At 69.8% G+C, this 10,864-nt stretch carries 20 protein-coding genes; 4 read left to right on the top strand and 16 right to left on the bottom strand.

Features of this window, described 5'->3' with window-relative positions:
- The 14 genes from VIU94_RS05490 to VIU94_RS05425 all read right to left on the bottom strand — a co-directional run.
- Positions 1-271 (bottom strand): hypothetical protein (locus VIU94_RS05490; RefSeq protein ID WP_331908127.1); only part of this gene is annotated, 271 nt, incomplete at its 3' end.
- On the bottom strand, positions 271-585 hold the full coding sequence (locus VIU94_RS05485) for a hypothetical protein (protein ID WP_331908125.1): 315 nt from the start codon (positions 583-585) through the stop codon (positions 271-273). The genes VIU94_RS05485 and VIU94_RS05490, both read right to left, overlap by 1 nt.
- Positions 582-797 (bottom strand): hypothetical protein, encoded by a 216-nt coding sequence (locus tag VIU94_RS05480; RefSeq protein WP_331908123.1) that lies wholly within the window; start codon positions 795-797, stop codon positions 582-584. Before VIU94_RS05480 ends, VIU94_RS05485 begins: the two co-directional genes overlap by 4 nt.
- Complete coding sequence (locus tag VIU94_RS05475; RefSeq protein ID WP_331908121.1) at positions 794-1,381, bottom strand: WhiB family transcriptional regulator; 588 nt, start codon at positions 1,379-1,381, stop codon at positions 794-796. Before VIU94_RS05475 ends, VIU94_RS05480 begins: the two co-directional genes overlap by 4 nt.
- Complete coding sequence (locus tag VIU94_RS05470; RefSeq protein ID WP_331908119.1) at positions 1,378-1,962, bottom strand: hypothetical protein; 585 nt, start codon at positions 1,960-1,962, stop codon at positions 1,378-1,380. Before VIU94_RS05470 ends, VIU94_RS05475 begins: the two co-directional genes overlap by 4 nt.
- On the bottom strand, positions 1,959-2,690 hold the full coding sequence (locus tag VIU94_RS05465) for a 3'-5' exonuclease (RefSeq protein WP_331908117.1): 732 nt from the start codon (positions 2,688-2,690) through the stop codon (positions 1,959-1,961). The genes VIU94_RS05470 and VIU94_RS05465 overlap by 4 nt, the downstream gene beginning before the upstream one ends.
- Positions 2,687-3,808, bottom strand: a complete 1,122-nt coding sequence (locus VIU94_RS05460; protein WP_331908115.1) for a recombination directionality factor — start codon at positions 3,806-3,808, stop codon at positions 2,687-2,689. Before VIU94_RS05460 ends, VIU94_RS05465 begins: the two co-directional genes overlap by 4 nt.
- On the bottom strand, positions 3,808-4,689 hold the full coding sequence (locus VIU94_RS05455; protein ID WP_331908113.1) for a hypothetical protein: 882 nt from the start codon (positions 4,687-4,689) through the stop codon (positions 3,808-3,810). The genes VIU94_RS05460 and VIU94_RS05455 overlap by 1 nt, the downstream gene beginning before the upstream one ends.
- A complete protein-coding gene (locus VIU94_RS05450; RefSeq protein ID WP_331908109.1) occupies positions 4,686-4,964 on the bottom strand; it encodes a hypothetical protein in 279 nt (92 codons plus the stop codon). Before VIU94_RS05450 ends, VIU94_RS05455 begins: the two co-directional genes overlap by 4 nt.
- Positions 4,961-5,353 carry a hypothetical protein gene (locus tag VIU94_RS05445; RefSeq protein WP_331908107.1) on the bottom strand — a complete coding sequence of 131 codons (393 nt, stop codon included), beginning with the start codon at positions 5,351-5,353 and terminating at the stop codon, positions 4,961-4,963. Before VIU94_RS05445 ends, VIU94_RS05450 begins: the two co-directional genes overlap by 4 nt.
- Complete coding sequence (locus VIU94_RS05440) at positions 5,350-5,964, bottom strand: hypothetical protein (protein ID WP_331908105.1); 615 nt, start codon at positions 5,962-5,964, stop codon at positions 5,350-5,352. The genes VIU94_RS05445 and VIU94_RS05440 overlap by 4 nt, the downstream gene beginning before the upstream one ends.
- A complete protein-coding gene (locus tag VIU94_RS05435; RefSeq protein WP_331908103.1) occupies positions 5,961-6,221 on the bottom strand; it encodes a hypothetical protein in 261 nt (86 codons plus the stop codon). Before VIU94_RS05435 ends, VIU94_RS05440 begins: the two co-directional genes overlap by 4 nt.
- 86 nt (positions 6,222-6,307) lie before the next feature.
- Complete coding sequence (locus VIU94_RS05430; RefSeq protein ID WP_331908101.1) at positions 6,308-6,526, bottom strand: hypothetical protein; 219 nt, start codon at positions 6,524-6,526, stop codon at positions 6,308-6,310.
- Positions 6,523-6,750, bottom strand: coding sequence for a helix-turn-helix domain-containing protein (locus tag VIU94_RS05425; protein WP_331908099.1), 228 nt, complete (start codon positions 6,748-6,750; stop codon positions 6,523-6,525). Before VIU94_RS05425 ends, VIU94_RS05430 begins: the two co-directional genes overlap by 4 nt.
- A gap of 234 nt (positions 6,751-6,984) precedes the next feature.
- Between VIU94_RS05425 and VIU94_RS05420 the strand changes: the two genes are divergently transcribed.
- The 4 genes from VIU94_RS05420 (at position 6,985) to VIU94_RS05405 (ending at position 10,020) form a co-directional block, all read left to right on the top strand.
- Positions 6,985-7,446, top strand: coding sequence for a helix-turn-helix domain-containing protein (locus VIU94_RS05420; protein ID WP_331908097.1), 462 nt, complete (start codon positions 6,985-6,987; stop codon positions 7,444-7,446).
- A gap of 4 nt (positions 7,447-7,450) precedes the next feature.
- Positions 7,451-7,810, top strand: coding sequence for a hypothetical protein (locus VIU94_RS05415; protein ID WP_331908095.1), 360 nt, complete (start codon positions 7,451-7,453; stop codon positions 7,808-7,810).
- Positions 7,811-7,843: 33 nt separating this feature from the next.
- Positions 7,844-9,400, top strand: a complete 1,557-nt coding sequence (locus tag VIU94_RS05410; RefSeq protein WP_331908093.1) for a recombinase family protein — start codon at positions 7,844-7,846, stop codon at positions 9,398-9,400.
- 383 nt (positions 9,401-9,783) lie between these two features.
- Positions 9,784-10,020 (top strand): helix-turn-helix domain-containing protein, encoded by a 237-nt coding sequence (locus VIU94_RS05405; RefSeq protein WP_331908091.1) that lies wholly within the window; start codon positions 9,784-9,786, stop codon positions 10,018-10,020.
- A gap of 44 nt (positions 10,021-10,064) precedes the next feature.
- On the opposite strand, the gene VIU94_RS05400 is transcribed toward VIU94_RS05405, so the two are convergent.
- Positions 10,065-10,217, bottom strand: coding sequence for a hypothetical protein (locus VIU94_RS05400; RefSeq protein ID WP_331908089.1), 153 nt, complete (start codon positions 10,215-10,217; stop codon positions 10,065-10,067).
- A complete protein-coding gene (locus VIU94_RS05395; protein WP_331908088.1) occupies positions 10,204-10,380 on the bottom strand; it encodes a hypothetical protein in 177 nt (58 codons plus the stop codon). The genes VIU94_RS05400 and VIU94_RS05395 overlap by 14 nt, the downstream gene beginning before the upstream one ends.
- Between the last annotated feature and the right edge of the window lie 484 nt (positions 10,381-10,864).

Genomic DNA, 10,864 nt, shown 5'->3' with positions numbered 1-10,864 from the left:
AGTGGTGTTCGGTGACGTGCGGGTGGCCGCAGTCCGGGGGGTGCGGTGGGGTGGCCCATCGGAGTCGGGGCGGGCTGTGGGGGCCGGCGCGGTAGAGGCACCAGACGAGCCGGTTCGGTTCGCGTGCTGCGGTCTGCTGTTCGGGGGTGAGCGGGGTCAGGTCCGCGGTGATCCTCAGGGCCGCGGTGTGGCCGACCCATTGGGCGAGGACCGGGGCCGAGCACGACGGGCACCGGGAGTCGTCGGCGCCCGTCGCGCGCGGCCGGCTCATCAGGCCGCGTCGATTTCGTCGAGGGTTCCGGCGTCGGTGCGGCGTTGGTACATGTCCCGCTGGAGGCTGCGCAGCCGGTCGGCGGTGAACGCGTCGGCAGCGACCTCGACGGAGGTGATGCGGACCTTGACGGACGGGTGCTTGTCCTCCTCCGGGCCCGGCTCGGTCCGCTCGACGTGGGACAGCTCGATGACGGCCATCCACCGTCCCTGGCGCTGCTTGAACATCTGCTCGGCGAACGGTTCGAGGGCTTCGGCGACGTCGGTGAGAACCTTGGAGTCGATCTTGACGTCGGCGTCGATGTGAAGGGTCATGCTGCTGCTCCTTGCTGGGTGTTGTGCTGGTGAGTGGTGCGGATGGTGGCGACGAACGCCTTGACTGCGTGCTCGCCGACGACCGGGCCCTCGACGGTGTGGCAGATCAGGCACTCGTACTTGGCGCGGGGCTGCTGGGCCCAAGTGCCGTTGCGGAGCGGGCGTCCGCAGTCGACGTAAAGGGCGCCGACGACCTGCTGCGGGCCGTTCATGCCGCAGCCAATGTCGTGCCGGTGCGGCGGAGCCGGTTGTCGGCGTCGGTGTTCGCCTGGCGGCAGGCGTCGCAGGCGGGTTCGCCGTTGCTGTGGTGCTTTCGGTAGCCGCGGCGGGTGCCGCAGACGACCGGTCCGGCGACGGGCTCTCCGGCGGCGGCCTTCTTGCGGGCGCGGGCGGCTCGGCGTTCGGCGTTGTGGGCTTCGCGACAGGCGTTGTCGACCGGCTCGTGGTTGCGGACGTGACGGTCGTAGGCGGCGCCCGTTCCGCACGGCGCGAGGGGCCGGGTGCTGGGCTGCTTGGCGCGGGGCTTCTCGCCGTTCGCGCGGGGCATGCGGTTTCGTGTCCGCAGGTAGTACCGCTGTCCGCCTGTGAGGCCGCCGCGGACACCCCAGCGGGACTCCTTGGCCTTGCCGCCTTCCTCGTCCATGGCGGCGGCCAGGCAGGCCTTCCGGACGGGGCAGGTGGCGCAGATCGACCTGGCGCGTTCGTTGCCCTTGCGGTCGCTCGGGTCGGGAAACATGACCTCGGGGTCGGTGTTGAGGCATTCGGCAGCGCTGCGCCAGTTGTGGTCGTTGTTCATGCGGCCACCGCCGGTGTCTGCTCGGGCCACGCCACGCCCTTCAGCGCGGCCGCGCACCGCTCTGAGACCTCCGCGAGCCGGTAGCCGAGCCAGTCCATGCCGGCGGCCATGGCGACGTAGGCGTCGGCCTCGTCGTAGCGGGCCGCGCCCTCGGTGTGGATGCCGTACCGGTCGGCGACCGCACTCCGAACTTCCCCCTTGGCGGCCTTGCCGTAGCCGGTGCCGTACAACTTGAGCGTGGACGGCGGGATGACGGCGTACGGGATCTTGTGGCGGAAGCAGAACTGGCGGACCAGGACGCGCAGTCCGGCCATGTCCTCGTGTCCGGCGAGGGCGGCGTGGCCGTAGGAGGGGCCTTCCATGACGACCAGGTCGGCGCGCTTGATGAAGCTGCCGATCTCGCCGGCGAGGTAGTGAAGGCGGAAGTCGCCGCGGGTCTTGGTGCGGATGTGGCCGGTCCAGCCTTCGCCGGCGACGCCGGTGGAGGTGAGGGAGAGGTCGAGGCCGATGACGAGGGGGCGGGTGGAGCCCGCGGCCGGGCGGGTGGTCAGCCCGGCCGCGGGGGTCTCGGTGAGCGTCACTGGTCGGCTCCGTTCTGCTGGCGGGGGATGAGGGGCCACTCGGTGCGGACGCTGGCGGCCTGGTGCTCCTTGCCGGGGGTCTTCGCGAAGTAGTCGCGGAGGCTCCCGGCCTGCTCGCGGGCCCACTCGACCTGCTGCTCGTGCAGGTCAGGCAGGGCGAGGTCGGCGATCTGGCCGTTCTGCGTCGCGATCCGCCACGCGACGCGGCACGCGGCGATCGCGTCGGCGTCCGCCGTGTGCGCGCCGTCGAGCGGGACGCGGTAGTGCTTGGTCAGGTCGGTCAGGGTCCGGCCGCCGCGGCGGAAGCGGTCGACGCGCTTGTCGAGGACCCGCGGGTCGACGACCAGCGGGATGGCGTCGGTGTAGTCCCACAGGCTCTTGACGCCGTGCCGGGCGCATTCGCGGTCGAGGAGGGTGAGGTCGTAGGCGGCGTTCATGGCCACGATCGGCTCGCCGTCCCGGGCCGCGGAGGCGAGGGCGGTGACCAGCTCGGCGATGACGTCGGCGGCCGGGCGGCCTTCGGCGCGGGCCTTCTCGGTGGTGATGCCGTGGACCTTCGCGGCGCCGTCCGGGATCTCGATGCCGGGGTCGGCGAGCCACGTGCGGGAATCGGTCGGCTGGCCGCCGCCGCAGCCGACGACGCAGGCGGTGACGATGCGGTCCGACTCGACGTCGATGCCGGTGGTTTCCAGGTCGAAGCCGCACAGGCGGCCCAGGTGCCAGTTCATGCCCGCACCGCCTTCAGCGCGGCGAGGAACTCCCGCAGCCGGTCGGCCTTCGCGGTCGACGGGTGGAGCCCGCTGTTCTGCTCCGCGAACTGCGCCTCGACCTGCTCGGTGGTCAGGCCCAGCGCCCCGGCTGCCGCGATGATCTGGAACCAGATCCCCTCGACGTCGTCGTCCTCGACGATCTCGGCATCGACCGCGCCGTCCTCGTCGGGCATCACGTCCGGGTGCGCCGCGGGTGCCGTCGACGGTCCCTGAGTGGGCGCGGGCTTCTTCAGCTCGGCAGCACGGGCCTTCAGCGTGGCGGCCAAGGCATCGTCGAGGTGCCCAGCACGGTTCGCGCTGGTCCAGAGCTCCCCGACCGCCTCAGCGGTACGCGCTTCGGCGGCGAGCGCCGCATAGTCTGGGCGGCCACCCGAGATGGCGACCCGCTCGGGTCCAGAGGAAACCGCAGCGGCACCGGTGACGCTGCCCTCCATCAGCGCCGCCGGAGTGATCTCCACGTCCAGCGTCGGCACCATGAACCGGGCCGGTCCGTCCGCCCGCTGGACGAGCTTCTCCTCCATGCCCAGCCACCCCGCGACGTACCCGCCGGCCTGCGCCAGCAGCTCAGCCGCCGGGGGCAGTTCGACGGCGGCGTAGTAGCCCTTGGAGATGAGGAGCCACTGGCCGAGGGCGGGGACGTCGCGGAGCATGACGTTGACCCGAGTCGTGATGGAGCAGTCCCGCTTCTCCGGGTTACACATGCACGGCCGGTCCTGCTTGTGCTCGGTGACGCCGTCGCAGCGGCGCTGGCACTTTGATCCGGCGTACAGCTCGTACCACTGCGACACGGCGTTCTGCGGGGGGATGAGGACCGGCAGCCGGTTGGTGGTGGAGTACACCTCGAACTCGGAAGGGCCGCCGTTCGCGGGGGTCCAGGGCTGCACTTCGCCGCCGTACAGCGTGGCGACCGAGGCGAGGATCTCCCGCGAGGGGGAGGTGAAGCGGAAGTGGTTCAGCTTCTCGGGCCGCAGGATCGGCTTACCGGTCTTCTGCGAGACGCGGCCGGTGTCGACAACCCGGCCGATCCGGATTTCGCCGAGCTGCCGCATGCGGCGCTGGAGGTCGATGATGGGCATCAGGCAGCCCTCTCTGTGACGGTGGCGGGCAGTGCGAGGGCCTCGCCGACAACGGACTTGGACAAGACGCGCTTGAACTCGGCGACCTGCTGGACGTGGAGGAACGCCTCGTACACGTCGTCGCCGCACAGAAGCGGGTGAGGCCGGTACCCCTCGGGCCGCAGGTGCAGCACGATCCCGGTGGAGTGCACGGCCGGCATCGGCACCTTCGAGCCGTCCCGCAGCCACGCCACCTCGGCGCGGCGGTACGCCGACATCTGGAGACCGGCCTCCGGGTAGACGCCCTTCTCGTCGAGTTCGCCGCCGGTCTTGGTGTCGCCGATGAACAGCGTGTCGGCGGGCACCCGCAGCGCGGCGGCGATGAGCCGGGAGCGGAACAGGTAGTCGAGCTTCCCGGCCCACCCGTCGGCGAAGTTCCCGACGGTCATCTCCGATGCCTCGAAGACGACCTCCCAGTCGGCGACGAACTGGAGGAAGTTCTCCAGGTACGGGGCCATCTCGGGGTCGTGCAGCAGCGCCTCGGGCAGCGGCTCGCCGAGGACGTGGGCCTCGACCAGGTCGTGCACGGCACTGCCGATGTCACCGCGCTCGTCCTTCTTCCGAATGTGGCCCTTGCGCAGCCAGTCGTAGGCGGCTTCCCGCTCGGCCGGCCGCAGCGAGGCGGAGACGAGAGTGGGGAGCGTGGCGAAGGCGTCGGCCGCGGTGAGGTTCGCCGCCCAGAACACCAACTCGGGCTTGGGGAAGCCCTGGCCGAGGATGGTGGTAACGCGGCGGAGCTTGGCGCCGGTCTCGGGATCGCGATACCAGCCCTGAGAGGGGCGGGGGATGCGGTCCGGGCCGGCGGCCGGGGCCGAAGCCCCGGCCTGCACGGTGTTGGTCATCGGGCCTCACCGCGATCCGCGTTCAGCAGCACAACCAGGTACTCCGCGAGCTCCGTGCACTCGACCTCGATGACCGGCGTCGAGCAGCACTCGTACACGCTGCCGTCGGCCGGTTCGTGGTCCTCGTCGGGGCACACAGGGGCGATGCCAGTGGGCTCGGGGCTGCCGTCGGTGCTGAAGCAGACGCGCCACTCGGGCAGGTGCGGGGCGATGGCACCGGTCCAGTCCGGGAGAGCACCGGCCGCAGCCGTTCGTGCGCGGTTTAGGACGCTCATGACGCCCTCCGGTCCTGCTGGCCCGGGATCCCAGCCGTGCGCCGGTTCGGGCCGAAGCGGGACAGGTGGTCTGCCACGGTCGTCAGCTCCGCGAGCAGCCGCAGCGTGTCCGTCTTGTCGAGCGGGATTTGCGCGTAGTCCATGCCGGCGGCGTCCTCGACGGCCTCGGCGGCGGCGTCGAGCGCGCCCTCGGCGGTGCGCGGCGACTGCACGACCTCGGCGAGCGCGTCGAGGGCGGCGATCACGTTGTCGCGGGCGTCCGGGTCGCCCCAGGAGGCGACGAGGGACACGAGCGTGTCGACGCGGATGCGGTCGGCGCGCAGGAACCCGGCGAGCCAGTCGGAACGGCTGTAGAAGGAGAGCTGGGGGTTCGTGGACTCGTTGCTCACCGGAGGCTCCCGGGGGTGTCGAGGGCGGGCGGGAGGTCATGCGGCGTGACGTAGTCGCGGTGGAGGTCCGAGTCGTGCGGGTCCTCGTTGGCCATTCGGCGCAGCAGGTCAGCGGCCCAGTGCTTGCCGGGCTTGGACGCCCAGAGCTTCCGGTCGTTGTCGGCGACGATGGCGTCGGCGGCCTCCCGCAGCACCTTCACGCGGCCGGCCTCCAGCTCGGCCACCCGCGCCCGCAGCAGATCGACCTCCGACGGACCACAAACGCGGCACGGCGATGTGGCACCACCCTTGGCAACGAACCGCGCGGCATCAGCCCCGTAGCAGCGCGTGCAACTAGGCGACGGGGCCACGTAGGTCTCGGCCTCCAGCTCGGCCATCCGGGTCCGCAGCTCGACCAGTTCGGTCCGCGCGGCAGCGAGTTCGCGGCTCGTCATCTCCGATTCCGGGAGCAGCCACCCGCCGACCTTCGCCCGCGTCTCGCGGTCCAGCAGCAGCGCCACGGGCTGGCCGTCATCAGCGACTGCGCCGACGATCAGGACAGGCTCTTCCTCCGGCGCGGGCTCCACCGCCACGTCAAACCGGGGCACGATGATCGGGTCGTGGGCGCTCATGCCGCACGCTCCAGCGGGTGCAGCGCGCCGCAGGACTCCGCCAGGTACGCCTCGCCGGCCCACCACAAGCGCGCGATCTTCGCCGGGTCCAGGTGCGCCGGGACGAACAGCCGTCCGCCGTCCGCGTCGTGGCCAGCAAGACGCCACTGCCGTCCGTCCTCCGACACGAACAGCTCGACCGGCGGTGCCGGGAGCGGGGTGGGCAGATGGCCGGTGAACGCGGTCTGGCCGGGGAGATCTGTAGGGTTGGTCTTCACGGGGTTCCACTCCTTCTTGGGGTACGTGGGATTCCGAGGGGCTGCTTTCGGACCAGGCCCGGTCCGGGCGGCCCCGCTTTCGTTGGTCAGGCGGCGCGCTGCGTCAGCGCGGGAGCCACGTGGGCCCGCCTGCGGCGGACGATCTCCGCCTCGATGGCCGCGATGGACCCGAGCGGGTGGCCCGGGTAGTAGGCCGCGGCGGCAGCGTCGTGCGGGCTCTGGGCGGCACGCTCGGCGACGGCCGCGACGAGGGCTCGGGCGGCGGCCTGCACCGCGGTAGCGCGTGCGGTGTGGTGCCGGCTCATGCCGCAGCCTTGGCGGGGGTTGTGATGACGAAGAGGTCGGCGAACTCGACGCCATACGTGCAGCAGATCGCCGCGACGCTGGAGGAGCTGACCGGCCCGCCGCTGCGGATGCGGTGGATCGTCGCGATGCCGAGGCCGGTGGCGTTGGCCTGCTGCTCGTAGGTGTAGTGGCCGTTGGCCGCCGCGAGTGCGGTGTAGGCGTCTCGGCGCAGGTGGATGTGCATCAATGGTTCCTTCCATCGGCGGAAGTTCGAGCCATGGAAGGAATTTAGCACACCACTTCCTTCCCGGGAAGGAAGGAAGGCCACCTGAACGGGTGATTGATTTATTCGAGCGCACGTTCGAAGATGGCCGTAGACTGCCGAGACGCAAAAAGGTTGCCCGCTACAAACGTTGACCTGCCCTTCCATGGGTGGAAGGTTGTTCTAACTTCCCACCATGGGCGGTAGCCTGCGGTTATGCGGAGACGAGAAGATCACGAACGCGAGCAAGTGGGGTGGCTTACGTGGCTACAGGGACAACTAGCCGAACGCGGGTACGACATCACATCCGCCCGCGGCGGAGATAAGGCACGCCTCGCCCAAGACGCCGGCATCGCGCCGTCCTCAGTGACGCGCATCCTGTCCGGCAAGGTGCCCGACCTTGACCTCCAGATCGCCCTTTCGCGATTCCTCGGGGTCTCGCTGGATGAGCTTCTTATCCGAACGGGTAAGGCAGCGAAAACGGACTTCCATCATCCACAGATCGAATCTGGTCAGAGTGCGGTATCGTCCGAAAAACCCTTGACGCCTGAAGAGTTGGCCGCTCTCGCAGGCGTGCCGAGGGAAGACCGGGACTGGTTCGTGACGATGGTCAGACGCCTGCGCAAGCAGGGCGACGCACATGACAGCGCCGCGGGGGGTGCTGCCGCGGAAGGGTGAATGCATGCACGTTCCCAAGGGAGTCGTCGTCGCAGGATCGGCAGCAGCTGTGGGGGCTGCGCTCGTGATCGCCTCGGCGGTAACCGATCACACCGCCCAATTCAGAGTCGGACTCGTACTACTGCTCTGCGGCCTGGCCGGCTACCTGAGCGCCCGCAGCAGCCTGGACACGATGCGGCTGATCGCCCATCAGGCACAGACCGCAAGACTGACGATCAGAGAGCGTCAGCTGTACACCGAGCTCGGCTGGAAGGCGGCCCAGCTCGACACTCAGCCGGAGCAGGCGCCCGCCGTCCACGGGGACGTAGTGCCCCTCCCTGTTCAGCGTCCCACTCCCTACGTGAGGCGGGACGGAAGCGCCTAAGAGTAGGGACGCATGCAAAACGGTTCTCTGCGTATGCAGGCAGCCCACGGTGACACTGGCGCGAGCGGTCCGATCCCTGTGATCGGATACGCTCGCGTCTCCACGTGGCGAGAAGAAATGATCTCCGTCGACATCCAGCGGAACGTCGTCGAAGAAGCCGCGACACGACGCGGCCGGTACGTAGCCGAGTGGATCGTCGACCCCGACGCCACCGGACGCAACTTCAAGCGCAAAGTCATGCGCGCGATCGAGATCGTCGAGGACCCAGGCCGCCCCGAACGCGAGGTGTGGTGCTGGAAGTTCTCCCGCTTCGGCCGCAATCGCCACGGCAACGCCGTCAACATTGCCCGAGTTGAGGACGTCGGCGGCGAACTGGTCAGTGCCACCGAGGACGTGGACGTACGAACCGCCGTCGGCCGCTTCACTCGCGGCATGCTCCTCGAACTCGCCGCCTTCGAAAGCGACCGCGCCGGCGAGCAATGGCGCGAGACACACGAGCTCCGCCGCGGCCTGGGGCTGCCCGCCACTGGTGGCAAACGATTCGGGTACAAGTGGTTCCCCCGTCGGATCCCCGACGGCACCGGCGGCGTCACCGTCCAGGACGAACGCTACGAGGTTGACCCCGACTTGGCCGAGCTGTCCCTCGAAGGGATCCAGGCGTACATCGCGGGCAAGACCGGATACGGCAAGATCGCGGCCCGCTGGAACGAGCTGGGTGTCCTGAACACCCGCGGCCGCCCCTGGCAGGACCAAACGGTCCGCTGGTACTACGACAGCGGGTTCGGCGCCGGGCTGCTCGTCACCCACCGGCGGGACGTGCAGTGCTCCGACCCCGGCCGATGCCAGAGGCCGCCCCACTACTCGCACCTGCCTGCCGAGCACGAGAGCATCTGGAGCGGCGACGAGTGGGACGAGTACCAGGAGCGCCGGCAGCAGCGGCGTGAGACGGCGCCGCGCAGCCACAACCCCGCTTACCCCCTCAGCGGGCTGATCCGGTGCGGGGAGTGTGGGGCCTACCCGGTGAACGACAACAGCCGGGGATCGTGCTACGCCTACCTCTGCGGCGCGCGCGCCCGGCATGCGGTCGAGCACGACAGCGTATGGATCCGCCGGCCGCTCGTCGAAAGCAAGGTGCACGAGTGGCTGCTCGACGTACGCGACGAGATCGATGCCATCGCGGCCGGAACCGTGGTTGTGCCCGAGCCGCGGAAGGGCCCGGACGTCGCGGGGCAGCGGAAAGCCCTTGAGGTGGAGATCTCGAAGGTGACCACGGCGATCGACCGTGCGACGGAGGGGCACGCTATGGGGGATATCCCGCGTGACGCCTATCTCCGCGCGCGTGATCGTTTCGCTGTGAAGCTTCGCGAGTTGCAGGCGAAAGCCGACGCGCTGCCGAAGGAGCAGGCTTCGCCCATCAGTCCCGCCGCGTTCAAGGATGTCGTGCGGGGTCTGCTGGACGAGTGGGATTCGATCAGCGTGCAATCCAAGCGCTTGATCCTGGCGAGCCTCATCCGGCGCGTGGAGATCCGTCCAGAGAAGATCGTCCGGGTGGTCCCCGTGTGGGTGCCCGAGGACCAGCCGGACGAGTAGCCAGGTCAGGCGTGGTCTACTCGGCTGCGGCCGAGTACCCCACATTGGGATAGTGGTCGCTCAGAGACCATCCCAAAGGGTGTAGTGCCGGCCTGGGGAAAAGCCTGCGCCCCGGCCCTGTCTTTGCGGAGACGAGGGGCCGGGGCGCGGCTGCACCCAGCCGCAAGTGGGGGCGGCGGGTGGTCCGCTCGGCGCGTGGGCCGCAGGCGAGCGGGGACTGAGGGGCGGTTGCGTAGTCAACCAATCACGCGCCGTGGGCACGTTTCAAGGGCATATGCGAACGATCATTCAACCGGGTGGATGGCGTCCGTCACTGTTTCCTTCCCCAGAAATGTACGGTATACGCTACAGACAAACGATCTTCGAGCGACCAGCTTGTATCTGTGCCGCCCGAAGACCAGCCCGAAGAGTGGGTACTCACCCGCCGCCGGGAAATCGGCGACAACATCCGCTCAATTCGACGGTCCCGCAGGCTCTCCCAAGAGGCAGTAGCGCTCGCCGCCGGGATCGAACGCCCCACCCTCGTACGAATTGAGGGCGCGCTCGCGTCGGCCCGCATCGACACCCTGATCCGAATCGCCCGGGTGCTCGACGTCCCCCTCGCGGAGTTGGTGAGGTAGCCCCGGCCGGCCGGGGGTACGAACCGGCCGGGGCCGTCAGTGGGCTACGAGCCGCAGGTATTGCAGTTGAACATCGTCTGGTTGACCACGTTCCCGTGGTCGTCGTACTCGTAGACGGTGCTCCTCGTGCCGGGGCACTGGCCGCCGTCGGGCAGTTGGCGGCCGCACGGTGTTACGTGGTCCTCACGGTGTCCCATAGGAGTACTCCCGCTTCTGGGTCGCAGTGGGCTCCCAGTACCTCTCGCAGCCGGAGCAGTACCAGCGCCACCGGTCGGGGGCGTCGGACCGCATGTGCTCGGTGTCCTTCCACAGCATCGGCCGCGTGGGGCATTGGGGGCAGGTCGGCGGTGTACGCACCATGTGGGCTCCTCAGGGGTTGTGGTCCAGCGTGGTGCGCGCACCGATGGCGCGCAGTGCTCACCGGCAGCGGTCACCCAGACGGGCGACCGTCGAGCACCTGCCCGCACCTGGCCGGCGACAGGCACGGGCAGGGGTCTAGGTGGTGATGCCGTAGACGATCGCGGCGAGGACGCCGAGGACGATCGCGCAGTACGCGGCCTGCCGCTGCCACTCGCTCACCGGCGTCCCTCTCCGTGGCAGGGGCAGACGCAGCGCATGGTGCGGTCCCTGTCCCCGTAGGAGGTGGTGACGGTCGGCCCGGGGCAACGTGCGTGGTTGCGGACCGCGCACGCGTTCGTGGTGATCGGCAGCGGGTTTGTGGGGGTGCCGGGTCCGGCGTAGGGCTTCATCGGGCGTCCGGGGCGAGGATCGGCAGACCGGGGCGGGCGACGAACGCGCCGTCGGCGCGGCGGGCCGGCGTGTGGCGGTAGTCGTCGATGGCGCG

The sequence above is a fragment of the Streptomyces sp. genome, from assembly GCF_036566765.1.
GTDB lineage: Bacteria > Actinomycetota > Actinomycetes > Streptomycetales > Streptomycetaceae > Streptomyces.
This window is presented reverse-complemented; position numbering and strand designations above follow the sequence as displayed.